Consider the following 22,565-nt stretch of genomic DNA (forward strand, 5'->3'; position numbering starts at 1 on the left):
TTCACCCCCGGCCCCACCGCCGTCGTGCCGCCGCTCAGCCGATCAGGTCCAGCGCGCCCGCCCCGGCGAGGTCGTAGCCCCCGGCGAGGACCAGCAGGAGCAGCACCGCCAGCGTCAGCCCGGTGTAGTGCAGCCGCCCGAACAGCGTCCACCAGCGTCCGCGCCAGGCCAGCGCGGTGCAGACCACCAGCGCCGGGGCGAGCACCAGGGCCGCCACGACCAGCGCCGGGACCGCCGTCAGCAACGGGGAGTCGCCCAGGAACAGCGTCTGGTTGAGCGCGGCGGCGTCCGCCGTCAGCGCGGCGAAGCAGCCGGCGGCGGCGATCAGCAGCGCCCCGGTGGCCCAGCCCAGCAGCCGGACGGCGGGCCGGCCCAGCAGCCGGGCGGCGGGCCGGCCGGGACGGCCCCGGCGGCGCACCAGGCGGACGGCCGCGGTCAGCGGCCAGCCGAGCAGGGTCAGGGCCAGCACGGCGAGGCTTCCGGCGGCGACGAGCCGGTGCGGGCCGGGGGCCTGGTACCAGGAGAGCCGCTGGTAGGCGACGGTCGGATCGCCGTCGCCGAGCAGCGTGAGGGTGCCGTCGGCGCCCTTCCGGAAGGCGATCCGCGCCGTTCCCCCGACCTGCCGGAACAGCCCGGGTTCGAGCTGCTCCCAGTGCGTCTCGGCCGCCTCCGGGTCGCGGGTGACGGGGCCGGTGACGGTGAGCCGGCCGTGCGCGGCGGTGACGTGCAGGGAGGCCATCAGGGCGGCGGCCTTGGTGAGGTCGGTGTGGCTGGTGCGGGTGGAGCGGTAGTCGCCGGTGTAGAGGTCCAGGCCGCCGGTGATCGGGGCGGCCGGGGCAGCCGGGGCAGCCGCCGGGAGGAACCGGTCGAGGAAGGCGTCGAGCACCTGCTGGGTGGCCCAGCCGCCGGAGGCGTCGGTGCCGTCGCCGTTGAGGGTCACGTAGAGGCCGATGCCGCGCTGGGGCAGCAGGGCCAGGTTGCTGTGGAAGCCGGGCACGTCGCCGTCCTTGACCAGCAGCTGCTCGGTGCCGTGGGCGCGCTGCTCCAGCAGGTAGGCCATGCCGGGCAGGCGGGGGTCGGGGCCGTAGTGGCGGGCGAGCAGCCGGGCGGCGGACGCCGGGTCGAGGAGCTGCCGGCCGTCCGGGGTGCGGCCCTGGCCGAGCAGGGCGGACAGCAGCCGGGCCATGTCCCCGGCGGTGGTGACGGCGGCGGCGCCGGTGGGGGTCCACGGGCCGTAGAGGCCCCTGGTCTCGGTCTGACCGCCGCCATCCGGGCGGTAGCCGTGGGCGAGGTCGGCGTCGACCGGGGCGGGGTGGGGCTGACTGAAGGTGGTGCGGTCCATTCCGAGGGGCCGCAGGACGTGCTCGGCGACGTACCGGTCGAAGGGCTGCCCGGAGACCACCTCGACCAGGTAACCGGCCAGCGCCACACCGTAGTTGTCGTACGCGGCGGCGGTGCCGGGGGCGCGGACCCGGTCCGGCTGGTGGGCGGCGAGCGAGGCCCCGAGGGCGTCGATGCCGCGGGGCTCGGACCGGGCGAGGCCCAGGAAGCTGTCGTCGAAGCCGGCCGTGTGGGTGAGCAGGTTCTCGACGGTGACCGGGCGGCCCGGGTAGCTGTCCCGGACCTTGAAGGCGGTCAGGTAGTGGTTGACGTCCGTGCCCAGGTCCAGCTTTCCCGCGCCGACCTGCTGGAGGACGGCGACCGCGGTGAACACCTTGGCGTCGGAGCCCATGAAGAAGGCGGTCCCCGCCGGATCGACGGGCTTGTTCGTCCGCACGTCGGAGACGCCGTAGCCGCCGGAGAAGACCTCCCGGCCGCCGGCCACCACCGTCACGGCGGCACCGGGGATCCGGTGTTCGGCGAGCAGCTTCGGCACCAGCTCGTCGAACAGCCCCCGGACCGCCCCCGGGTCGGGCGGGGCGGCCGGCGTACCGCTCCCGGAGGCCTGCGCGGCACGCCCGGAGGCCGGTTCGGCGGCACGCCCGGAGGCCGGTTCGGCGGCATGTCCAGGGACCGGTTCGGCGGCACGCCCGGAGGCCGGTTCGGCGCCGTGCGCCGGGGTGAGGCCGTAGAGGAGGAGGCCGATCGCGGCCACCGCCAGGATCAGGCGGACCAGCGGACGGCGGGCGGCGAAACGCCTGGGCATGGCGAACTCCCGTGATCATCGCGGTGGTTGGGATGGATCCGGCGCTCCGCTCACGGCCGCTTCCGGACACCTCGAACGCTAGGCCGGGAGCGGTGGGCCGGGGCAGGGCCCCTGGACGTCGATCGGGGGGTGTACCCAGGTACCGCACAGAGGGGTCCAGGGCCCAGTGAGCGGGGCACCGGAGTACGGCAGTCTGGGGGCACAGGGGTGGAGACGACGGCCGCGAGGCCGACCACGAAGGGGGCGCACAGTGACAACGGGACGCGTTGACAAGGGAGTCCGGGGCGCCGCGGGCACCCCGCCCGACCGGCTGCGCCGCGCCGCCCGGGACCTGCTGCGGACCGTGGCGCTGGCCGGGTTCGCGGTGCCGCAGTTCCTGGTGCTCTGCGCCGCCAGCACGACCGCCGCCCTGCTGGGCCTGGGCCTCGGTGTCCCGTTGGTGGCGCCGACCGCCTTCGCCCTCCGGGCGCTGGCCAACCGCCGCCGCACGCTGGCCGCCCGCTGGTCCGGCGTCACGATCCGCGAGCCGTACCGGCCGAAGCCGGCCACCGAGCCGGGCCTCAAGGGCCTCTGGCCGCGCTGCCAGGCCCTGCTGGGGGACCCGGCCACCTGGCGGGACCTGCTGTGGCTGGTGGTCGACCCGCTGATCGGCTTCACCGTGGCGCTGTTCCCCGCGGCCCTGGTCGCCTTCGGCCTCTTCGGCCTGCTCCAGCCCTGGCTGTGGGAGCCGATCGCCTCGGCCGGCGGCAACACCTGGTACTGGTGGGTGCACGTGACGGACCCGGGCAGCGCCCGGCTCGCCGTCCTGCTCGCCGTACCGACCCTGCTGGCCGGCCTGGCGATCGCCCCCGGCGCGCTGCGCTTCCACACCGCGTTGGCCGACGTGCTGCTCGGCCCGACCGCCCGCGCCGAGGCGCTGGCCGCCCGGCGCAAGGTCGTCCACCTGACCGAGACCCGGCGCGACGCGATCACCACCCAGGCCGCCGAACTGCGCCGGATCGAACGGGACCTGCACGACGGGGCGCAGGCCCGGCTGGTGGCCATGGGGATGAACCTGGGCGTCGCCGAGCGGCTGGTCGAGCGGGACCCGCAGGCCGCCAAGCGGCTGCTGGCCGAGACCCGGCAGGCCTCCGCCACCGCCCTCGACGAGCTGCGGGACCTGGTCCGCGGCATCCACCCGCCGGTCCTCGCCGACCGCGGACTGGCCGACGCCGTCCGGGCGCTGGCCATGGACAGCCCGCTGAACGCGACGGTCACCGCCGACCTGCCCGGCCGTCCCGAGGCGCCGGTCGAGTCCGCCCTCTACTTCGCCGTCTCCGAGGCCCTGACCAACGCCGCCAAGCACGCGGGGGCCGACCGGGTCGACGTCCAACTCTGGTACGCGGACGGGATGCTGAAAGCGCAGGTCAGCGATGACGGCAGGGGCGGCGCCGATCCCTCGCGCGGCACCGGACTGCGCGGGCTGGAACGGCGGCTTGCTACCTTCGACGGCGTCCTGGCCGTCCGCAGCCCGCTCGGCGGCCCCACGACCCTGACGATGGAGCTGCCGTGCGAGTTGTCCTCGCCGAGGACCTCTTCCTCCTGAGGGACGGGCTGGTCCGGATGCTGGAGGCCTACGACTTCGAGGTCGTGGCCGCGGTGGACACCGGACCGGCCCTCCTGGACGCCCTGCTCACCGAGCGCCCGGACGTGGCCGTCGTCGACGTGCGGTTGCCCCCGACCTTCACCGACGAGGGCCTCCAGGCGGCGCTGGCGGCTCGCAAGCGGATACCCGGGCTGCCGGTGCTGGTGCTCTCCCAGTACGTCGAGCAGCTCTACGCCAAGGAGTTGCTCGCCGACGGCAGCGGTGCGATCGGCTACCTGCTGAAGGACCGGGTCTTCGACCCCGACGAGTTCACCGAGACGGTCCGGCGGGTGGCGGCCGGCGGCACCGCGCTGGACCCGAAGGTGATCGCCATGCTGGTCGGCAACACCGAGCGCAACAAGCCGCTGGACCGGCTGACGCCGCGCGAGCGCGAGGTGCTGGAGCTGATGGCCGAGGGCCGCTCCAACGCGGCGATCGCCGAGCGGATGGTGATCACCGAGCGGGCGGTGAAGAAGCACACTGCCAACATCTTCCTCAAGCTCGACCTGCCGCCCTCGGAGGAGGACCACCGGCGGGTGCTGGCGGTGCTGGCCTTCCTGGAGGTCGCGCCTTGAGCTGCTGAGCCCGCCTTGAGCTGCTGAGCCCGCCTTGAGCCACTGAGCCCGCTTCGAGTCCGCCCGGCGCTACCGCGCCGCGTTCCGCTCGTGGCCGGCGGCCTCGGCGGTCTCGGTCGTCTCGGTCGTCTCGGTGGTCTCGGTCGTCTCGGCGGTCTCGGCGGCCACCCAGGCCAGGTAGTCCGGGCTGCCTCCCGTCACCGGCACGGTGATCACCTCGGGCGTCTCGTAGGAGTGCCGCTCCGCCACGAACGCGCCCAGCCGGCCGGCCAGTTCGGCGCGGGTCTTGAGGTCGATCCGCCACTCCTCGGCGTCCTGCACCCCGCCGTCCCACCAGTACACCGACCGCACCGGGTACACCTGGGCGCAGGCCGCCAGCCGCTCCCGCACCACGGCGGACGCCAGGGCCCGGGCCCGCTCCTCGCTCTCGTGGGTGGTGGTCACCACGACGAAACGCCGCTCGCTCGCTGTCATGCCACGACGGTACCCGGAGCCGGGCGGGGGACCGGCCCTGGCGACGGCCCGGTCCGTATTCCCGTTGCCCGGCGCGCCCGGAGTTGCCACGATCGGGCGATGACGACCTTCACCGGCCACGACGGCACCCGGCTCGGCTACCGCGTCCTCGGCGAGGGGGCCCCGCTGATCGTCCTCGCCGGCGGCGCGATGCGCGACGCCGAGTACCTCGGTGACCTCGGCGGCCTCTCGGCGCAGCACACCCTGTACGTCCTCGACCTGCGCGGAACGGGCCGGTCGGGGCGTCCGGCCGATCCGGCGAGCTACCGGGTGGACCGGCAGGTGGCGGACGTCGAGGCGTTCCGGGCGCACCTCGGGCTGGACCGGGTGGACGTCCTCGCCCACTCCGCGGGCTGCTCGCTCGCGGTCCTGTACGCCCTGCGGCACCCCGGGAGCACCGGGCGGCTGGTGCTGGTCACGCCCAGCCTGAGGATGTTCGGCGCCACCACCACCGAGGAGCACTTCCGCGAGGCGGCCGAGGCCCGCGGCTGCGGCGCGGAGGAGTGGTACCCGGCCGCCCTGGCCGCCGTCCGCACCGCCGTCGCCGGCGGCGCCGCCGACCCCGACGCCCTGGCGCCGCTCTTCCACGGCGACTGGAACGACGCCGCCCGGGCCCACGAGGCCACCCGCGACGCCCAGAGCCACCCGGAGGCCGCCGCCGCGTACCACGACGGCGGCTACGAGCCCGCCGCCGTCCGCGCCGCCGTCGCCGAACTCCGTTCCACAGCACTGCTGTTGGCCGGCGAGTACGACCCCAGCCCGCGCCCCGGGGCGGTCCGCGCCACGGCAGCGCTGTTCCGCCGCGCCCATGCCGCCGTCCAGCCCGCCGCCGGCCACTACCCGTGGCTGGACGACCCGGCCGCCTTCCGCCGGGTGGTGGCCGGCTTCCTCGCTTCCTGACCGGGCGGCGGCGGGCCGGGGCGGAGCGTCCTGGCCAGTCCCGGCGGGCCGGGGCCCGGCGTCCGGGCCAGTCCCGGCGGGCCGGGGCCCGGCGTCCGGGCCAGTCCCGGCGGGCCGGGGCCCGGCGTCCGGGTCAGTCCCGGCGGGCCGTGTGGACGGTCATCGCGGAGAGGTAGAAGGCGTCCGGGCGGTGCAGGATGCCGGTGGGGGCCTCCTCGTCGAGCAGGGCCTCCAGCGCGGCCCGGTCCTGTTCGTCGAGCTGCTCGGCGAGCTGGTCGCGCAGACGGGTCAGCTGGGTGTGCAGGTAGCCCCGGATGGGTCCGGCCAGCGGAGCGGGGTGGTCGACCAGGAAGGTGCGGGTGCCGGTGGGGGTCAGTCCGGCCCGCCCGAGCATGGCCGGCCAGTCCTCGATCTCCCGGGTGCTGCCCGGCAGTTCGGCCCGCATGGCGCTGAAGCCGTCCTCGTGGGCGGCGTCCATCCGGGCCTGGAGCCCGGGCCGGCCGAGGCCGAAGTCGCGCGGCAGGTAGCGGGCCGGCAGGCCGCGTTCGGCGACCGCGAGCAGTCCGCCGGGGCGCAGCGCTCCGGCGAGCGAGGTGAGCGCGGCCTGCTGGTCGCCCAGGTGGTGGATGGCGTTGCCGGACCAGATCAGGTCGGCCTCGCCGAGCTTGTCGAACTCGGCGGGCAGGTCGGCCTGTTGGGTGCCGAGCCGGCCGCCCGAGCGGGTCCGGGCACGCTCCAGCAGGGCGGCCGACTGGTCGACGGCCACCACCTCGGCCGCCGGGAAGACCTCCGCCAGCAGTCCGGCGATCACACCGGGTCCGCTGCCGACGTCCAGGACCCGCCGCACCTCGCCCTCCCGGTGGAGGCCGGCCAGCCAGCGGGCGGCCTCGGTGATGGCGCCGGCCCGCAGGTCCGCCTCCAGCTCCAGGTAGGCGGCGAGGGCGTCCCAGTCGAGGTCGGCGGCGGGAACGTGCCCGTGGCCGTGGCCGTGGCTGTGGTCGTGGGAGTGGGAGTGGGAGTGATTGTGGTGCTGGTTCGCTGACATCCGGATTCTCCGATCGTGGGTTGACGAAAGCTTCCCGTTCAGGCGGGCAGGGCCGCGCCGGACGCGCGGTACCGCTCGACCGCCCGGTCGATCTCCTCCGCCACGAGGTCGTGGTCGAGCGCGATGGCCGCCACCGAGCCCATCCCGGCGGCGGTGACCACCTGGGCGCGCGGGTCGGCGACGTTGCCGACCGCCCAGACGCCCGGGAGGCTGGTGCGGCCGGTCCGGTCGGTGGTGACCCAGCCGTTGTCGTCACGCTCGCAGTCGAGGCCGAAGAGCAGGGCGTCCCGGGGCACCGGCCGCGGGAGGACGAACACCGCCTCGCGCGGCACCACCTGCCCGTTCGCGAGCTCGACGCCGCACAGCCGCCCGTCCTCCGACACCAGACGGACGATCCGGCCCTCGACCACCCGGACGTGCCGGGCGGCGAGCCGCTCCCGCTCGGCGTCGGTCAGCGCGAGGGCGTGCGCGAGCAGCACCACGTCCGCCGACCACTTCCGCAGCAGCAACGCCTGGTCGACCGACCCCGGCGCGGTGCCGAGCACGCCGAGCGGCCGGTCGCGGACCTCCCAGCCGTGGCAGTACGGGCAGTGCAGCACGTCCTTGCCCCACCGCTCGGCCAGGCCGGGCAGTTCCGGGAGCCCGTCGCGCAGCCCGGTGGCCACGACCACCCGGCGGGCGTGCAGCACCGGGCCGCCGGCCAGGTGGACCACGAAGCCCGCGGCGGGCCGGTCGGCGCTCCCTGTGCTCCCTGTGACCCCTGCGCGCAGTGCACTCTCGACGCTCTCGGCGCTCCCAGCGCTCCCAGCGGCCTCGATGTGCTCGACCCGGGCGTCGATCAGGTCCACCCCGTACCGGGTGACCTCCTCCCGCCCGACCGCCAGCAGGGCGGCCGGGGGCATGCCGTCCCGGCTCAGGTAGCCGTGCATGTGGGCGGCGGGCGCGTTGCGCGGCTCGCCCGCGTCCACCACCGCGACCCGGCGCCGGGCCCGGCCCAGCACCAGCGCGGCGTTCAGCCCCGCCGCTCCGGCGCCGACCACCACCGCGTCGTAGCGCTCGCCGCCCCTGCTCCCGGCCGTCGTCCGTACCGTCTCGCCCATGGCGCTCACCTCCACCGCCAGGCTGCGGCCGCCCTCACCGGATCGGCAAGCTTTGTTGCCGTCCCAGCAAACCACCCGGCAGCTCTCCCCGGCACGGGGAGCCGGCTCCACCGACCACGGCGAGCGACACCCCTTGCCTTGGAGCGCACTCCAACTCCTAGTCTCTGATCCGCCACTGACCCACCACCAGGGGGAGAAGCACCATGCGCTACCGCGTCCTCGGCGGCACCGGCATCGAGGTGAGCACCTACTGCCTCGGCACGATGATGTTCGGCGCCATCGGCAACCCCGACCACGACGACTGCGCCCGGATCATCGGCACCGCGATCGACCGGGGCGTCAACTTCATCGACACCGCCGACATCTACTCGGCCGGTGAGTCCGAGGAGATCGTCGGCAAGGCGCTGGCCGCGCGCGGCGACCGCGACGACATCGTGCTCGCCACCAAGGCGCACTTCCCGATGGGCGAGGGCCGCAACCGGGGCGGCAACGGACGGCGCTGGCTCGTCCGGGAGGTCGAGGAGAGCCTGCGCCGGCTGCGCACCGACCGGATCGACCTCTACCAGATCCACCGGCCGGACCACACCACGGACATCGAGGAGACCCTCGCCGTCCTCGGCGACCTCGTCCGGGCCGGCAAGATCCTCGCCTTCGGCTGCTCCACCTTCCCCGCCGACCAGATCGTGGACGCCCACCACGTCGCCGAGCGCCGCGCGCTGCCGCGCTTCCGCACCGAGCAGCCGCCGTACTCGCTGCTCGCCCGGGGCGTGGAGCGGGACGTGCTGCCGGTCGTCCAGCGGCTCGGCATGGGCGCGCTGACCTGGGGCCCGCTGGCCGGCGGCTTCCTGACCGGCCGCTACCGCAAGGGCGTGCCGGTCGACCTCGGCCGGGGGCGGGCCGCCCTCAACCCGGGCCGCTTCGACCCGGAACTGCCCACCACGGCCGCCAAGCTGGAGGCCGTCGAGGCGCTCACCGCCCTCGCCGAGGAACTCGGCCGCACCCTCCCCGAGCTGGCCACCGCCTTCCCCCTGGCCCACCCGGCCGTCACCTCGGTGATCATCGGCCCGCGCACCATGGCACAGCTCGAATCCGCCCTCAAGGCAGCCGACCTGGCCCTGGACGACGCCACCCTCGACCGCATCGACGAGATCGTCCCGCCCGGCACCGACCTCTACCGGGCCGACGGCGCCTGGCAGCCCCCGGCCCTCACCACCCCCGCCCTCCGCCGCCGGCCGGAGGAGGACCGCTCCGCGGCCTGAGCCCGGGGCGTCGGCCACCTTTGAGCGGCGTGGCTCGGTGCTTCGCGGCGCGGTACTTCGCGGCGCGGGACGCGGGACACGCGCGGGACGCGGGACACGGACGACGTCGTCGGCCTGGAGCAAGGGGTCGAGGTCGTCGCGGTGTGGTCCCCCCGCCCGGCCGGTGCGGCCGGGCGGGGCCGGATCACCCCCTGGGGGCGGCGAAGCAGTGGACGGTGACGGTGCGGCCGGAGGCCCACCGCTGGTCGTCACTGCCGAGGTGGGTCCAGCCGAGCCGGCGGTAGAGGGCCAGGGCGGCGGTGTCGGTGGCCAGGACGTCCAGCACGGGATGCAGTCCGAGCGCCCGCGCGTGCGCCACGGCGCAGGACATCAGTCGGGCGCCGATGAGCCGACCGCGCGCCGTCGGGGCGACGTAGAAGCGGGCGATGACGGCGGTGAGTTCCGGGGGGCCGCCGGTGCGGTGGCTCCACAGGCCGGGGGCGAGATCGCCCGGGGCGCGGCGGGTGAGGCCGACGTGCCCGGCGAGCCGCCCGTCCGACTCGGCGATCCAGGCGGCGAGCAGGCCGTCCGGGGTGAGCCAGGCGGCGGGGTGGTCGGGCCACTCGGCGGGGTAGCCGTCGGCGGCGTGGACGTCGCCCAACACCCGGACGCAGTCGGCGAGGTCGTCGGCGCGGCGCGGTCGGACCACCACCTCCGCCCCGGCCTGCCGTGAGTCGGACGCGACGACGGTGGCGCGTTCTTCGAGGTCTGCCATGCCGGTACGTTACCGGCCCGCCCCCGCCGTCGCAGCAGGTCGGCGGCTTGCCCGCCCGCCCTCAGCGCCGCAGCAGGTCGACGACCCCGGACAGGTCCTCCGCGCCGCTGCCGATCTCCAGCCGACGCGCCATCAACCGGAAGTATGGCTCCAGCAGTTCGGCACTCACCCGCTGCTCCTCGGCGGTGCGCCGCAGCGTTTCCTGGCCGGCCACCTGCATCGCCAGGTTCGACACCACCCCCTTGGTGTAGTCGCCGGCCTCCAGCTGCGCCGCCGTGCCCGCCACCGAGCCGGACATCGCGGTCAGCCAGCTCTCCAGCAGCGGCGCCAGCCGGCTCGGTGCCACGGACTCGTCGCGGAACAGCGCGAAGGCGTGGGCGGCCCCGGCGAACATCCCGTACATCGCGCTGAGCAGCGCCACGTCGTGCAGCGCCGCGTGCCCGGCGTCCGCGCCCACGTACCGGGTGCCGGCCGGGACGGCGAGGGTGCCCTCGTGCTCCTCGAACAGTTCGGCCGAGCCGCTGTAGAACACGTACGCCCCGGCCTCCGGGACGCCGATCATCGGCGGGACGGCCATGATCCCGCCGTCCAGGTAGCGGGCGCCGCGCTCCTCGGCCCGGGCGGCACGGACCCGGGCCTGGCCGGGGGTGCTGGTGACCAGGTTGACGAGGTCCTTGCCGGCCAGGTCGACGCCGTCCAGCGCCTCCTCCACGGAGGCGTCGTCGAGCAGGCAGACGACGACCAGCCGGTTCGCCGCGACGGCGTCCGCGGCGGTGGCGGCGACGGCGGCGCCACGGGCGGCGAGGCCGTCGGCGCGGGCGGCGGTGCGGTTCCAGACGGTCAGCGGGTGCCCGGCGGCGAGCCAGGCGTCGGCCAGCGCGGTGCCCATCGCACCGAGGCCGAGCAGGGTGAGCGGGGTCCGGGAGGTGTTCTCAACGGGGTTGGTTGCCATGGCGTTCAGCCTCCGCCGTCCGCGCGGAAACGATCAAGTACGCACTTGGAAGTGGGTGGTTACCCTGGGGTGAGCATCGAGGTCGGAAGGCCGGGAGGGGTGGGCATGGCGACCGTGCCGAGGCCGGGGGCGTACGTCTGCGGGACCGACGCCGCGATGGACGTGATCGGCGGCAAGTGGAAGGTGTCGATCCTCTGGGCCCTCGGCGAGCGCCCGAGCTGCCGCTTCGGCGAGCTGCGCCGGCTGCTCCCGGGGATCACCGAGAAGGTCCTGACCACGCACCTGCGCGAGCTGGAGGCGGACGGCATCGTGCACCGGGAGGCGTACGACGAGGTGCCGCCCCGGGTCGAGTACGCGCTGACGGAGGCGGGGCGGCGCCTCAACACGGCGCTGGGGCCGCTGGGCGACTGGGGGCGGGAGCACGTCCTGGGCAAGGCCCCGTACCCGGCGGCGTAGCGGGCGACACTGGGCCTCACCCGGCGTAGCGGGCGACGGGACGGCGGGGGCCTCACCCGGCGCGCGGGTCCCAGGGAGGTCGCGGGCGACGCGTCAGGCGATCGCGGCCGACACCACCGCCGCCACCGCGATGTTGCACGCGGCCGACACCCACACCGCCGGGTGCGGCTCCGGCTCGACCAGGATCGCGCCGAGCCTGCCCGGCGTCAGCACGTCCACCAGCCAGAACGCGACGGCCATCAGCACCAGCCCGAGCAGGCCGTAACAGGCCGTCGAGACCAGCCCCTTGCCGAAGTCGGCGTAGGTGTACAGGATCGCGGTGAAGACGATGCCGCCGATGCCGAGCAGCGCGGAGCTGAGCAGGACGGCGGCGTTGCGGTTGCGTTCGACCCAGATCTGCTCGCTGAGCTTGCCGGGCGTCAGCAGGTCCACCAGGCCGATGCCGAGGAGCAGCAGCACCACGCCGAGGGCGCCGTAGGCCGCCGCCGCGCCGAGTCCGTGCAGAATGTCGTCCATCGTGGTCCCGGCCCCCGGCCCGCTCTCGTCCTCCCCCGACCGGTCGGCCGGGGCCCCCGACCGGCAGGGTCAAGGGTTGGCAAAGATACCCCACCCCGGTGAGGGGCGGACCGGGATCGGTGAACCGGGGACGGTCAGTCCTCCTCCTGCACCAGGTGGTCGACGCAGGCCGCCACGGCCAGCAGCAGACCGGTGTCCGCACCGTCGGCGATCTCCACCCCGTAGGTGTCCCGGACCCGGAACCACTTGCGGCTGATCCGGGCCAGGTCGTCGCCGTGGTGGTTCTCGATCCGGTAGTCCTTGTCGATCAGGTTGCCGTGGATCTTCAGCTCGCCGCCGGAGGCCAGCTCCACCAGGTACTTGTCCCGGAAGGGGGTGAACAGCTTCTCCCGGACGGTCGCGACCACCTCGCCGTCGGCGTCCTCGATCTTCATCGCGTCGCGGACGGTGAGCATCTTCTCCTTCACCACCGCGACCACCCGCCCGTGCGCGTCCTTCAGCTCGAAGGTGTGCCGCAGCCGCAGGACCTTGCCGTCCACCAGGTACGCCTTGTGGCCGCGGTCGTCCTCGATCCAGTAGTCGTCGCCGACCGCGAACAGCTTCTCCCTGACCAGATACCGCACCGTGGGACCTCCTCCGTGTCGGCGCCCGTCGACGCCGGTCGATGTCTGACGCCGTCTGTCACTGCTCGTTGACGTCTGTCGCGTCCGTTGACGTCTCTCGACGTCTCTCCATGTCTCTCGACGTCCGTCGACATGTCTCTCGACGTCCGTCGACGTCCGTCGATGCCTGTGACGCCGCCCATTCGACCCCGAGTTCCCGGCCGCAGGAAGCACCGGCGGGAAACCCGTCGCGTGGCGGCCCCCGATTCGCCTTCAATACCGCCATGCGCCCCGACCTCACCACCGCCGAGCTGCGCGGCGAACGCCTCGACCTGCTGCCGATCGCCCCCGCGCACGCCGACGAGCTGGCCGCCGCCCTCGCCGACCCCGCCCTGCACGCCTTCACCGGCGGCCGCCCGGCCACCGCCGAGGAGATGCGCGCCCGCTGCGCCCGGCTCGCCGCCGGCTCCCCCGACCCGGCCGAGGCGTGGGGCAACTGGGTGCTGCGGCTGCGCGCCGACGGCGCCCTCATCGGCTACGTGCAGACCACCGTCCGCCCCGAGGCCGCCGAACTCGCCTGGGTGGTCGGCACCCCCTGGCGGCGCCGCGGTCTGGCCACCGAGGCCGCCCGCACCCTGCTCGCCCACCTCACCGCCGCCGGCGTCACCACGGCCGTCGCCCACATACACGCCGACCACCGCGCCTCCGCCGGGATCGCCCGCGCCCTCGGCCTGCGCCCCACCGCCCACACCCGGGACGGCGAGACCCGCTGGCACGCCGACCTCACCCGGCCCGCCCCCTCCCGGCCCGCCCCCTCCCGGCCCGCCACGGCCTGACCTCCGGGCGCGCCGCCCGCCACCACCCCGGACCGACGGCTGACCGGACCCCCGCCCGACCGGCCCCCCCCCCGCCCGACCGATCCCGCTCAGGAATTCCTCCCGCCGGCCATGCGGTTGGATACAGGCATGGCATCTCGTGCACGTGTACGCGCCCCCGAGCTGGTCGGGGCAGGCGGTTGGCTGAACACCGGCGGCAAGGAGCTCGCGCTCGCCGACTTCCGGGGCAAGATCACCATCCTGGACTTCTGGACCTTCTGCTGCATCAACTGCCTGCACGTCCTGGACGAGCTGCGGGAGTTGGAGGAGAAGCACCGCGACACCGTGGTGATCGTCGGGGTGCACTCGCCGAAGTTCGTGCACGAGGCCGACCACCAGGCCGTGGTCGACGCCGTGGCCCGCTACGAGGTGCACCACCCGGTGCTGGACGACCCGGCGCTGGCCACCTGGAAGCAGTACGCCGTACGGGCCTGGCCGACGCTGGTGGTGATCGACCCGGAGGGGTACGTGGTCGCCCAGCACGCCGGGGAGGGGCACGCCCACGCGCTGGCCCGGCTGGTCGAGGAGCTGGAGGCCGAGCACGCCGCGAAGGGCACGCTGCGCCGCGGCGACGGCCCGTACGTGGCGCCCGAGGCGAGCGCCGGGGACCTCGCGTTCCCCGGCAAGGCGGTCCGGCTGCCGAACGGCCACTTCCTGGTCGCCGACTCCGGCCACCACTCGCTGGTCGAGCTGGCCGAGGACGGCGAGACGGTGGTGCGCCGGATCGGCGACGGCCGGCGCGGCCTGGTGGACGGCGACGGCTCGGACGGCATCGGCCCGCGGTTCAGCGAGCCGCAGGGCCTCGCGCTGCTGCCGCAGGGCCACGAGTACGACGTGATCGTCGCCGACACCGTCAACCACGCCCTGCGCGGCGTCCGCCTCGCCGACGGCAGCGTGACCACCCTGGCCGGCACCGGCCGCCAGTGGTGGCAGGGCTCGGCCACCGAGGGCCCGGCCCGCGAGGTGGACCTGTCCTCGCCGTGGGACGTCGCCTGGTTCGACGGCCGGGTGTGGATCGCGATGGCCGGCGTGCACCAGCTGTGGTCGTACGACCCGGCGGCCGGCACGGTCGCGGTCGCGGCCGGCACCACCAACGAGGGCCTGGTGGACGGGCCCGCCGCCGAGGCCTGGTTCGCCCAGCCGTCCGGCCTCGCGGTCTCGGCGGACGGCGAGCGGCTCTGGGTCGCCGACTCCGAGACCTCGGCGCTGCGTTCGGTTTCACGTGAAACCAAGACGGTCGAGACCGCCGTCGGCACCGGCCTGTTCGACTTCGGCCACCGCGACGGCGCCGCCGGGCAGGCCCTGTTCCAGCACCCGCTGGGCGTCACCGTGCTGCCGGACGGCTCGGTGGCCGTCGCCGACACCTACAACCACGCGCTGCGCCGCTACGACCCGGCGAGCGGCGAGGTCAGCACGCTGGCCACCGACCTGCGCGAGCCCTCCGGGGCGGTGCTGGTGGACGGCGACATCGTGGTGGTCGAGTCGGCCCGGCACCGGCTGACCAGGCTGCGGCTGCCCGAGGAGGCCGTACGGGTCGAGGCGGTGGCGCACCGCACCCAGCGCGCGGCCACCGAGGTCGCCCCGGGCTCCTTCCGGCTGGACGTGGTCTTCGAGGCGCCGAACGGCCAGAAGCTGGACGAGCGCTACGGCCCGTCCACCCGGCTGCTGGTCAGCGCGACCCCGCCCGAGCTGCTGGTCTCCGGCGCGGGCGCGGACAGCGACCTCTCCCGCGAGCTGGTGCTCTCCGACGAGGTCGCCGAGGGCGTGCTGCACGTCTCGGCGATGGCCGCCTCCTGCGACGACGACCCGGAGATCGAGTACCCGGCCTGCCACGTGCACCAGCAGGACTGGGGCGTGCCGGTGAAGCTGGTCGCCGACGGCGCCCGCCGCCTCCCGCTGGTCCTCGCCGGGATGGAGTGAGGCGAGCCGGAACGCGACGGGGCCCGGCGAAGGTTCGCCGGGCCCCGTCCGCCACCGTCCTCAGCCCTCCAGGAAGGCCTTGATCGCGCTCGCCAGCAGGTGCGGGTCCTCCGCGCCGCACAGCTCGCGCGCCGAGTGCATGGACAGCGCCGCGATGCCGCAGTCCACCGTCTTGATGCCCAGCCGCGCCGCCGTGATCGGGCCGATCGTCGTACCGCAGGGCATGGCGTTGTTGGACACGAAGGTCTGCCACGGCACGCCCGCCTTCTCGCAGGCGGCCGCGAACACCGCCCGGCCGACGCCGTCGGTCGCGTAGCGGTTGTTGACGTTGACCTTGAGGATCGGCCCGCCGTTGGGCATCGGGTGGTGGCCCGGCTCGTGCCGCTCGCTGTAGTTCGGGTGGACGGCGTGGCCCATGTCCGAGGACAGGCACACGGTGCCGGCGAGCGCCCGGGCCCGGTCCTCGGTGTGGCCGCCGCGCGCGTGGATCGTCCGGTCCAGCACGTTGCCGAGCAGCGGGCTCTGCGCGCCGGTGTCGGACTCGCTGCCCGTCTCCTCGTGGTCGAAGGCGGCCAGCACCGGGATGTACGGCAGGTGGGCGGCGCCCTCGCCGGTGCCGACGGCGGCGAGGGCGGCGGTGGCCGCGTGCACCGAGAGCAGATTGTCCAGGCGCGGGGCGGCCAGCAGCTCGCGGTCGCGGCCCAGGTAGGAGGCGGGCTGGACGTCGTGGGTCATGAGGTCCCAGCCGGCCACGTCGGCGGTGTCCAGGCCGGCCCGCCGGGCGACGTAGGAGATCAGCGAGCCCTCGTCGACCGGGCCCAGGCCCCAGATCGGGGTGAGGTGGCGCTGCTTGTCGAGCTTCATGCCTTCGTTGACCTGGCGGTCCAGGTGGATGGCCAGCTGCGGCACGCGCAGCAGCGGCTCGTCCAGCTGGACCAGCCGGGAGGTGCCGTCCTTGAGCGCGAGCCGGCCGGAGAGGCCGAGGTCGCGGTCCAGCCAGGTGTTCAGCGGGACGCCGCCGTAGATCTCCACCGCGACCTGCCGCCAGCCCTCCGAGCCGGTGTCCGGCACCGGCTTGACCCGCAGGTTCGGCGAGTCGGTGTGGGTGCCGACGATCCGGAACGGGGTCTCGGGGCCCGCCCCCTCCGGCAGGTACCAGGCGATCAGCGCGCCGCCGCGGATCAGGTAGCGCCCGCCGGCCGCGCCGTCCCACGCGTCCGTCTCGGCGACCTGCCGGAAGCCCGCCTTCTCCAGCCGCTCGGCGGCGCTCGCCACCGCGTGGTACGGGGACGGCGAGGTGCCGAGGAACGCGATCAGATCGTCGCTGTGCGTCCGGTCGAAGAATGCCTGGCGGGCGGCGGTCGACATGCTGCTCCTGGGTCGAGTGAGGGCCGAAGCCGGATGGGGAGCGGCTTCGCACCCGAGCATATGCCGGTACACGGACAGGGCACTCGGAACGTCCCATCCGATGCGCAACCAGGACACAACCGTGTCCACCCCTCCCCACCAGAGCGTTCCCCGCCCGCTCCCGCCGCCTTTCCCCCGGCGTTCAGCGCGCCCCGGCACACTCCAGCCGTCGCACCAGCTCCCCCAGGGGCAGCGCCGGCACGGTCGCCAGGACCGTCGCCACCACCCGCACCGCCTCCGGCGACCCGGCGCACGCCCTCAGCAACGCCGCGCGCACCTCCGGCTCCCAGCTCCCGGTGTCCGCCCCGCCCAGGACCTCGAACACGAGCAGCGCCTCGGAGTCCTTCAGTAGCCCGCCCTCCTCCGGTTCCGGTCCCGGCACCCGCAGCCCGGCTGCCGCGATCAGGGCGGCCCGGTCCTGCCCCTCGGCCCTCAGGGCCCGCACGATCCGTCGCAGGGACTCCGCCCGCGGGCGTGCCCGGCCCCGCTCCAGGTTTCCGATCGCCCGCACGCTGAGCCGGGTCCGTTCCGCAAGCCCCTCCTGGGTCAGCCCCACCCTCTCCCGCAAGTCGCGCAGCACGCTTCCGAAGCACTCCGGTCGCCGACCCATCCCATCCCCCCGGACCGATGAAGCCCAGGACTCACCATAAGTAGCCGTCCCGGCACTCACCATCGATATGGCGTGAATCACCCAGACATCGGGATCGTTTGCGGACATAGCACTCCGCGGCGTCCCACATGCCGAGACATCGGCGGTCAAGTGGCCTGCGGCGAAGGGAAGTTCCGGTCCAAATTCCTGTTCGCGACGCCCCGCTCCAGCAAGGATTCATCCCGTGCGAAACGTCTGGCACATCGCACACGTCGGCCTCGCCATGCCGGGCGAGGCCGACGCGTCACGCGCTCCATCGCACCACCGCACAGGTAACCAACCACCCAGTGGCACGACCGAAGGAGCTCTCCAATCATGGCACTACGCAAGCGCGTTGCCGCCCTCGCGATCGCCGGGAGCGCCGCACTCGTCGGCACTCTGGCAGCCGCCGGGCCGGCCGCCGCCATTGACCGGGTCGACACCTCCACCTGCAACTCCCGCAGCGACTTCTTCACGTTGTGGAACTACCCGCCGAAGGTCTGCTTCGCCGGCAACGGCTCGGTCAACGTGAACATCACCCAGGTCTACGAGGTCGACTCGGGCAACAACGAGTCGTACTTCGACTGGTACAGCGCCGCCAACAACGCCATCTACGAGTCCCACCTCCAGAACGGCGGGTGGCAGGCGTTCAGCCCCAAGGTCGATGTGAAGTGGATCAACATCGTCGGCCGATGACACCAACTCCCTGAGCACAGTGGAGAATTGCCGGTGGTGGACCCGGTGCGACCGGTCCACCACCGGTAACTGGCACAGCATCCCGGAACAGCGTGCGGAGGACATCGTGGTGCAGAACCGGAGTCGAACGGTGCTCGTGGCGGCCGCTCTCGTGAGCGTGTTGGCCCCGTTGTCCGCCTGCGGCTCGGCGAAGAAGGACGACACCCCGGCGCCCCCTCCGCTCGCGTCCGTCGTCACGATCACGGATCCGGAACAGATCACCATGCCCACCGACAGCTACGTCCCGACCGCCGCCGAGGCCCGCCAGGTCGCGCAGGCCCAGGACGCCGTCGCCGACGAGTGCATGCGCGGCTTCGGCTTCTCGGGAAGGCCGACCATACAGATCGGACTGGATGACGCGGCGCGCCGCCGGCTGACGCACAGCGCGCTCTACGGCTACTTCGACGCCGCCGGCCACCAGTCGAACGGCTACGACAACATGGTCAGCGCCACTCCCCCCGCCCCGGTCGGCGCCGCACCGCTGTCCGCCGAGGAGGAGTTCGCGCTGACCGGATCGGGGCCGGAAGGCCAGCCGACCCCGCCGAAGATCAACGGCAAGGACGTCCCGCAGGGCGGCTGCCGCCAGGTCGGCCGGGACAAGGTCGGCGTCCCGCTGATGATGACCGACGCGGCGCTTCCCGACGGCGGACCGAAGACGCCCGCGACGGACCCCCGGATCGTCGAGGCCTACGCCACCTGGTCGAAGTGCATGCAGGACAAGGGGTTCAGCTACAAGGACCCGGTGGCCGCCAACCTGGACGCCAAGTGGCGCCGGCCGACGGAGGTCCCCCAGGCGAGTGCCGACCAGGTCGCGACCGCCACGGCCGACGTCGACTGCAAGATCGCGAACAACACGGTGGGGGTCATCGTGTCGGTCCAGAACGCCTATGCCAAGCAGTACGTGGAAGCGAACTCGGCGAAGCTCGCCGCCTACCGGCAACAGCTGGACGACCGGATCAGGAAGGCCGCCGAGATCGTCGCCGGCTCCCACGGATGACGACCGACCGCTCCCAACCCGCTTACGCCCCACCGACATCCGATTGGTCATGCTCTCCCCAGGGGAGCGCCATCGGGGAGAAGACGTTGCTGACGACGACCGGCACGACCGACGGAACCGCCGACGAGCCCACGCCGCCCGCCCGTTCCCGGGCGGCACGACGGCGGCGGGCGTTCCTGGCGGTGGCGCTGGCCGCCGCGCTGGTGGCGGTCGGCGGGGTGGGGGCGGCGACGCTGGTGAAGTCTCCGGCCGAGCGGGCGGCGCAGACCGCGCCGCCGCCGAAGACCCTGCTCACCGCGCCGGTGGTCAGCCAGGTGCTGACGCCGTCGGTGACGGCCCGCGCGACCGTGTACCCGCCCACGCAGTACAACGTGGTCCCGGCCGCCGCCTCGGCCGAAGTGACCCAGCTGTTCGTCTCCAAGCTGGCGGTGAAGGCGGGAGACACCGTCACGGCCGGCGAGTTGCTCGCCGAGGTGTCCGGGCAGCCGCTGTTCGCCCTGCCCGGGCCGGTGCCCGCGTACCGCGATCTCAAGCCCGGCAGCATCGGCCCGGACGTGTCCGAACTCCAGGACGCACTGGTCGGGTCGGGGCACGGGATCGGCGGGGACGACAAGGGTTCGTACGGACCGGGTACGGCCGCCGCGGTCTCGGCCTTCTACCGCGGGCTCGGCTATCCGGTACCGAACACCGGCGCCACCACCCAGCAGGCCGTGGACACCGCGCAGCGGGCCGTGGACTCGGACAGGCAGACCGTGGACGGCCTCGTCGCGCAGAAGAAGTCCGCCGCCGGCGCACCCCAGAACCCTCCACCGGCTCAGCCGGCCCAACCCGACCGGCAACCCGCCACCGGCGATCTCGACCAACAACTCGCCAATGCCCGGAAGCAGTTGGCCGCCGACCAGGAAAGCCTCGCCAAGGCCAGGGCCGCCAACGGCCCGATGGTCCCGGCCGCCCACGTGCTGTTCCTGCCCGCTCTCCCCGCGACCGTCACCGCCGTCAACGGCGCGGTCGGCTCGCCCGTCTCCGGCGCCCTCCTGTCCCTCACCAGCGGCGGCCTGGCCGTCACCGGACAGCTGTCCGCGGCCCAGGCGTCGGGTGTGAAGCCGGGCATGGCCGTCGAGTTGCTCGCCGAGGACACCGGCACCACCATCCCCGGCACCGTCGCCGAGGTCGGAGCCCCGACCACCACTCCCCCGGCCGGCAAGGTGATCACCCTCGGCGGCGCCCCCGCCGGCGGGGGCGCCGCCGCCCCCGGTGCCCCGGTCCAGCCAGGCGCCGCCGGACCGGCCGCCGGAGCGCCCAACAACCAGCCCGGCGGCCAGAGTTACGTACCCGTCGCGATCACCCCGAGCACCCCGATGCCCGCCGCGATGAACGGCAGGAACGTCCGGCTCACCGTCCTCAAGGACAAGGCGGGCGGCCCCGTCACCGCCGTCCCGGTCGCGGCGATCTCCACGAACGCGGCCGGCCGGACCACCGTCGCCAAGGTGGACGCCGCCGGGAACCGCACCACCGTTCCGGTCACCACCGGCGTCACCACCGACGGCATGGTGGCCGTCACCCCGGCGGAGGGAGCCGAACTGCGCGCCGGCGACCAGGTGGTGGTGGGCCGGTGACGGAGCAGCCCCCGGTCATCGCCCTGCACGGCGTGGGCCGCACCCACCCCGGTCTCCCGCCGGTGACCGCCCTCCACCCCACCGACCTGACCGTCCGCCGCGGCGAGTACCTGGCGGTCACCGGCCCCTCCGGCTCCGGCAAGTCCACCCTGCTGCACCTGCTCGGCCTGCTCGACACCCCCACCACCGGCCGCTACGAACTGGACGGCATCGACACCGGCGGCCTGCGCGACCGGGACCGCTCGACGCTGCGCGGGCGCCGGATCGGCTTCGTCTTCCAGTCCTTCCACCTGCTCCCGCACCGCACCGCCGAGGAGAACGTCGTCCTCGCCCAGGTCTACAACCGCTCCCCGCGCCGTGCCCGCCGCACCACCGCCCTGGAGGCGCTGCACCTGGTCGGCCTCGGCCACCGCACGGACGCGCTGCCGGGCACCATGTCCGGCGGTGAGCGCCAGCGGGTGGCGATCGCCCGGGCCCTGGTGAACCGGCCCAGCCTGCTGCTGTGCGACGAACCGACCGGCAACCTGGACTCGGCCAACGCCGAGGCGGTGCTGGAGCGGTTCGACGCGCTGCACTCCCAGGGCTTCACCCTGGTGGTGATCACCCACGACCCGTCCGTGGCGGCCCGGGCCGAACGCCGGGTGGCCATCCACGACGGTGTGCTCAGCGTCCCCGAGGTGGTCTGAGTGACCCGCTCCCCGCTCCCCGAGCCGCCCTCCCGCCTCAGCCCGCGCGACCTGCTCGCCGAGGCGCTCTCCGGGATCCTGCAACGCCCGGGCCGCTCGGTGCTGACCATGCTCGGCACCGTCCTGGGAATCGGCGCCTTCGTCGCCGTCCTCGGGCTGACCGCGACCGCCACCGGCCAGATCGGCGAGCGGTTCAGCCTGACCAAGGCCACCACCGTCACCGTGACCGACCAGCCGCGCACCGACGGCCTCGCCCCCGGAGCCAACCCGCCGAGCGACTTCCCGGCCGACGCCGACCGCCGGATCGCCACGATCGACGGCGTGCGGGCCGGCGGCGTCTGGTGGCCGGTGCCCGGCGCTCCGACGGTCTCCCGCCGGCCGGACGGCGCCGACGAGGGCACCGGCCTGTCCGTCCTGGCCGTCACCCCGGGTGCGGTCGCCGCGATGGAGCCGACGCTGAGCGCCGGGGTGACGCTGGACGACTTCGTCCAGCGGACCGCCCAGCCGGTGGTCCTGCTCAGCGAGGCCGCCGCCAAGCGCCTCGGAGTCGGTCGTCTGGACGCCCAGCCGGCCGTCTTCATCGACCGCCTCCCGTACACCGTCGTCGGGATCTACTCGGACGTCCAGCGCCAGCCGGGCGCCCTGCTGAGCCTGCTGATCCCGGCCGCCACCGCGCTGGAGAGGTACGGCAACCCGGCCCCGCAACCGGACCGCGGCGCCCAGGGCCTGGTCGCCACCCGGGTCGGTGCCGCGACCACGGTGGCCGACCAACTCCCGCTCGCCCTGCGGCCGGACGCCCCGAACGCGTTCACCGTCGTCCCGCCGCCGGACCCGCATAGCCTCCAGGACACGGTGACCTCCGACCTGACCGGGCTGTTCCTGGCGCTCGCCGGCATCTGCCTGCTGGTGGGCGCGGTCGGCATCGCCAACACCACGTTGGTCGCCGTACTGGAACGGACCCAGGAGATCGGCCTGCGCCGTTCGCTGGGCGCCCGGACCGGCCACATCGCGGCCCAGTTCCTCACCGAGTCGACGGCCCTCGGCACCCTGGGCGGCCTGATCGGCACCGGCCTCGGCGTGGTCACGGTGGTCGGGGTGGCCGCCGCCCGCGAGTGGACGGCCGTCCTGCAACCGGCCACCACCCTGCCCGCACCGCTGATCGGCTCGGTCGTCGGCCTGCTGGCCGGCCTCTACCCGGCGCTGCGCGCGGCCCGCACCGACCCGCTGCGGGCGCTCAGGAGCGCGTAGTGACACCGAAG

22 protein-coding genes are annotated in these 22,565 nt (G+C 74.5%); 12 read left to right on the forward strand and 10 right to left on the reverse strand.

Annotated elements, in window-relative coordinates:
* Positions 1-34: 34 nt before the first annotated feature.
* Complete coding sequence (locus ACZ55U_RS19550) at positions 35-2,146, reverse strand: serine hydrolase domain-containing protein (protein WP_465527382.1); 2,112 nt, start codon at positions 2,144-2,146, stop codon at positions 35-37.
* A 250-nt stretch (positions 2,147-2,396) separates the two neighbouring features.
* Between ACZ55U_RS19550 and ACZ55U_RS19555 the strand changes: the two genes are divergently transcribed.
* Both ACZ55U_RS19555 and ACZ55U_RS19560 read left to right on the forward strand, forming a co-directional pair.
* On the forward strand, positions 2,397-3,731 hold the full coding sequence (locus ACZ55U_RS19555; RefSeq protein WP_465527383.1) for a sensor histidine kinase: 1,335 nt from the start codon (positions 2,397-2,399) through the stop codon (positions 3,729-3,731).
* Positions 3,695-4,345 carry a LuxR C-terminal-related transcriptional regulator gene (locus ACZ55U_RS19560; protein ID WP_465527384.1) on the forward strand — a complete coding sequence of 217 codons (651 nt, stop codon included), beginning with the start codon at positions 3,695-3,697 and terminating at the stop codon, positions 4,343-4,345. The genes ACZ55U_RS19555 and ACZ55U_RS19560 overlap by 37 nt, the downstream gene beginning before the upstream one ends.
* A gap of 69 nt (positions 4,346-4,414) precedes the next feature.
* On the opposite strand, the gene cutA is transcribed toward ACZ55U_RS19560, so the two are convergent.
* Positions 4,415-4,819: a divalent-cation tolerance protein CutA gene (gene cutA, locus ACZ55U_RS19565; protein WP_465527385.1), complete on the reverse strand. Its 405-nt coding sequence runs from the start codon at positions 4,817-4,819 to the stop codon at positions 4,415-4,417.
* Between the two features lie 99 nt (positions 4,820-4,918).
* Between cutA and ACZ55U_RS19570 the strand changes: the two genes are divergently transcribed.
* Entirely contained in the window at positions 4,919-5,758 is an 840-nt protein-coding gene (locus tag ACZ55U_RS19570; RefSeq protein WP_465527386.1) for an alpha/beta fold hydrolase, read from the forward strand.
* A 133-nt stretch (positions 5,759-5,891) separates the two neighbouring features.
* On the opposite strand, the gene ACZ55U_RS19575 is transcribed toward ACZ55U_RS19570, so the two are convergent.
* Complete coding sequence (locus ACZ55U_RS19575) at positions 5,892-6,803, reverse strand: methyltransferase domain-containing protein (RefSeq protein ID WP_465527387.1); 912 nt, start codon at positions 6,801-6,803, stop codon at positions 5,892-5,894.
* A 38-nt stretch (positions 6,804-6,841) separates the two neighbouring features.
* On the reverse strand, positions 6,842-7,903 hold the full coding sequence (locus ACZ55U_RS19580) for an NAD(P)/FAD-dependent oxidoreductase (RefSeq protein ID WP_465527388.1): 1,062 nt from the start codon (positions 7,901-7,903) through the stop codon (positions 6,842-6,844).
* Positions 7,904-8,106: 203 nt separating this feature from the next.
* On the opposite strand from ACZ55U_RS19580, the gene ACZ55U_RS19585 reads away from it, so the two are divergent.
* Complete coding sequence (locus ACZ55U_RS19585) at positions 8,107-9,162, forward strand: aldo/keto reductase (protein WP_465527389.1); 1,056 nt, start codon at positions 8,107-8,109, stop codon at positions 9,160-9,162.
* 184 nt (positions 9,163-9,346) lie between these two features.
* On the opposite strand, the gene ACZ55U_RS19590 is transcribed toward ACZ55U_RS19585, so the two are convergent.
* Positions 9,347-9,916: a GNAT family N-acetyltransferase gene (locus tag ACZ55U_RS19590; RefSeq protein WP_465527390.1), complete on the reverse strand. Its 570-nt coding sequence runs from the start codon at positions 9,914-9,916 to the stop codon at positions 9,347-9,349.
* Between the two features lie 61 nt (positions 9,917-9,977).
* Positions 9,978-10,868 (reverse strand): NAD(P)-dependent oxidoreductase, encoded by an 891-nt coding sequence (locus ACZ55U_RS19595; RefSeq protein ID WP_465527391.1) that lies wholly within the window; start codon positions 10,866-10,868, stop codon positions 9,978-9,980.
* Between the two features lie 105 nt (positions 10,869-10,973).
* On the opposite strand from ACZ55U_RS19595, the gene ACZ55U_RS19600 reads away from it, so the two are divergent.
* A complete protein-coding gene (locus tag ACZ55U_RS19600) occupies positions 10,974-11,324 on the forward strand; it encodes a winged helix-turn-helix transcriptional regulator (protein WP_465527392.1) in 351 nt (116 codons plus the stop codon).
* Between the two features lie 93 nt (positions 11,325-11,417).
* Here ACZ55U_RS19600 and ACZ55U_RS19605 read toward each other — a convergent pair whose 3' ends face one another.
* Both ACZ55U_RS19605 and ACZ55U_RS19610 read right to left on the reverse strand, forming a co-directional pair.
* Positions 11,418-11,840: a DUF350 domain-containing protein gene (locus ACZ55U_RS19605; protein ID WP_465527393.1), complete on the reverse strand. Its 423-nt coding sequence runs from the start codon at positions 11,838-11,840 to the stop codon at positions 11,418-11,420.
* A gap of 134 nt (positions 11,841-11,974) precedes the next feature.
* Positions 11,975-12,463 (reverse strand): LURP-one-related/scramblase family protein, encoded by a 489-nt coding sequence (locus ACZ55U_RS19610; RefSeq protein ID WP_465527394.1) that lies wholly within the window; start codon positions 12,461-12,463, stop codon positions 11,975-11,977.
* A 263-nt stretch (positions 12,464-12,726) separates the two neighbouring features.
* Here ACZ55U_RS19610 and ACZ55U_RS19615 point away from each other — a divergent pair, with 263 nt between their 5' ends.
* Positions 12,727-13,278 (forward strand): GNAT family N-acetyltransferase, encoded by a 552-nt coding sequence (locus tag ACZ55U_RS19615; protein WP_465527395.1) that lies wholly within the window; start codon positions 12,727-12,729, stop codon positions 13,276-13,278.
* 129 nt (positions 13,279-13,407) lie between these two features.
* On the forward strand, positions 13,408-15,237 hold the full coding sequence (locus ACZ55U_RS19620; protein ID WP_465527396.1) for an NHL domain-containing thioredoxin family protein: 1,830 nt from the start codon (positions 13,408-13,410) through the stop codon (positions 15,235-15,237).
* Positions 15,238-15,297: 60 nt separating this feature from the next.
* Here the strand turns inward: ACZ55U_RS19620 and ACZ55U_RS19625 are convergent, their stop codons facing one another.
* Positions 15,298-16,605: a M18 family aminopeptidase gene (locus ACZ55U_RS19625; RefSeq protein WP_465527397.1), complete on the reverse strand. Its 1,308-nt coding sequence runs from the start codon at positions 16,603-16,605 to the stop codon at positions 15,298-15,300.
* A gap of 181 nt (positions 16,606-16,786) precedes the next feature.
* The gene (locus ACZ55U_RS19630) at positions 16,787-17,362 is read right to left on the reverse strand and encodes a helix-turn-helix domain-containing protein (protein ID WP_465527398.1); all 576 of its coding nucleotides are present in this window, start codon (positions 17,360-17,362) and stop codon (positions 16,787-16,789) included.
* A gap of 246 nt (positions 17,363-17,608) precedes the next feature.
* On the opposite strand from ACZ55U_RS19630, the gene ACZ55U_RS19635 reads away from it, so the two are divergent.
* The 5 genes from ACZ55U_RS19635 to ACZ55U_RS19655 all read left to right on the forward strand — a co-directional run bounded on the left by ACZ55U_RS19635 (position 17,609) and on the right by ACZ55U_RS19655 (position 22,554).
* The gene (locus ACZ55U_RS19635) at positions 17,609-17,968 is read left to right on the forward strand and encodes a beta/gamma crystallin domain-containing protein (RefSeq protein WP_465527399.1); all 360 of its coding nucleotides are present in this window, start codon (positions 17,609-17,611) and stop codon (positions 17,966-17,968) included.
* Positions 17,969-18,128: 160 nt separating this feature from the next.
* Complete coding sequence (locus ACZ55U_RS19640; protein ID WP_465527400.1) at positions 18,129-19,004, forward strand: hypothetical protein; 876 nt, start codon at positions 18,129-18,131, stop codon at positions 19,002-19,004.
* An 86-nt stretch (positions 19,005-19,090) separates the two neighbouring features.
* Positions 19,091-20,620: a peptidoglycan-binding domain-containing protein gene (locus ACZ55U_RS19645; protein ID WP_465527401.1), complete on the forward strand. Its 1,530-nt coding sequence runs from the start codon at positions 19,091-19,093 to the stop codon at positions 20,618-20,620.
* Positions 20,617-21,306, forward strand: a complete 690-nt coding sequence (locus ACZ55U_RS19650; RefSeq protein ID WP_465527402.1) for an ABC transporter ATP-binding protein — start codon at positions 20,617-20,619, stop codon at positions 21,304-21,306. Before ACZ55U_RS19645 ends, ACZ55U_RS19650 begins: the two co-directional genes overlap by 4 nt.
* Positions 21,307-22,554, forward strand: coding sequence for an ABC transporter permease (locus ACZ55U_RS19655; protein ID WP_465527403.1), 1,248 nt, complete (start codon positions 21,307-21,309; stop codon positions 22,552-22,554).
* The last annotated feature ends 11 nt before the right edge of the window (positions 22,555-22,565 follow it).

Source organism: Kitasatospora sp. NPDC034533 (assembly GCF_055575155.1).

What these genes read in the sequence shown, in the direction of transcription:
- ACZ55U_RS19620 (WP_465527396.1), top strand. Translation starts at nt 13,408, where the DNA reads ATGGCATCTCGTGCACGTGTACGCGCCCCCGAGCTGGTCGGGGCAGGC.
- ACZ55U_RS19595 (WP_465527391.1), bottom strand. Translation starts at nt 10,868, where the DNA reads ATGGCAACCAACCCCGTTGAGAACACCTCCCGGACCCCGCTCACCCTG.
- cutA (WP_465527385.1), bottom strand. Translation starts at nt 4,819, where the DNA reads ATGACAGCGAGCGAGCGGCGTTTCGTCGTGGTGACCACCACCCACGAG.
- ACZ55U_RS19605 (WP_465527393.1), bottom strand. Translation starts at nt 11,840, where the DNA reads ATGGACGACATTCTGCACGGACTCGGCGCGGCGGCGGCCTACGGCGCC.
- ACZ55U_RS19635 (WP_465527399.1), top strand. Translation starts at nt 17,609, where the DNA reads ATGGCACTACGCAAGCGCGTTGCCGCCCTCGCGATCGCCGGGAGCGCC.
- ACZ55U_RS19630 (WP_465527398.1), bottom strand. Translation starts at nt 17,362, where the DNA reads ATGTCCGCAAACGATCCCGATGTCTGGGTGATTCACGCCATATCGATG.
- ACZ55U_RS19625 (WP_465527397.1), bottom strand. Translation starts at nt 16,605, where the DNA reads ATGTCGACCGCCGCCCGCCAGGCATTCTTCGACCGGACGCACAGCGAC.
- ACZ55U_RS19600 (WP_465527392.1), top strand. Translation starts at nt 10,974, where the DNA reads ATGGCGACCGTGCCGAGGCCGGGGGCGTACGTCTGCGGGACCGACGCC.
- ACZ55U_RS19570 (WP_465527386.1), top strand. Translation starts at nt 4,919, where the DNA reads ATGACGACCTTCACCGGCCACGACGGCACCCGGCTCGGCTACCGCGTC.
- ACZ55U_RS19550 (WP_465527382.1), bottom strand. Translation starts at nt 2,146, where the DNA reads ATGCCCAGGCGTTTCGCCGCCCGCCGTCCGCTGGTCCGCCTGATCCTG.
- ACZ55U_RS19615 (WP_465527395.1), top strand. Translation starts at nt 12,727, where the DNA reads ATGCGCCCCGACCTCACCACCGCCGAGCTGCGCGGCGAACGCCTCGAC.
- ACZ55U_RS19585 (WP_465527389.1), top strand. Translation starts at nt 8,107, where the DNA reads ATGCGCTACCGCGTCCTCGGCGGCACCGGCATCGAGGTGAGCACCTAC.
- ACZ55U_RS19590 (WP_465527390.1), bottom strand. Translation starts at nt 9,916, where the DNA reads ATGGCAGACCTCGAAGAACGCGCCACCGTCGTCGCGTCCGACTCACGG.
- ACZ55U_RS19575 (WP_465527387.1), bottom strand. Translation starts at nt 6,803, where the DNA reads ATGTCAGCGAACCAGCACCACAATCACTCCCACTCCCACTCCCACGAC.
- ACZ55U_RS19580 (WP_465527388.1), bottom strand. Translation starts at nt 7,903, where the DNA reads ATGGGCGAGACGGTACGGACGACGGCCGGGAGCAGGGGCGGCGAGCGC.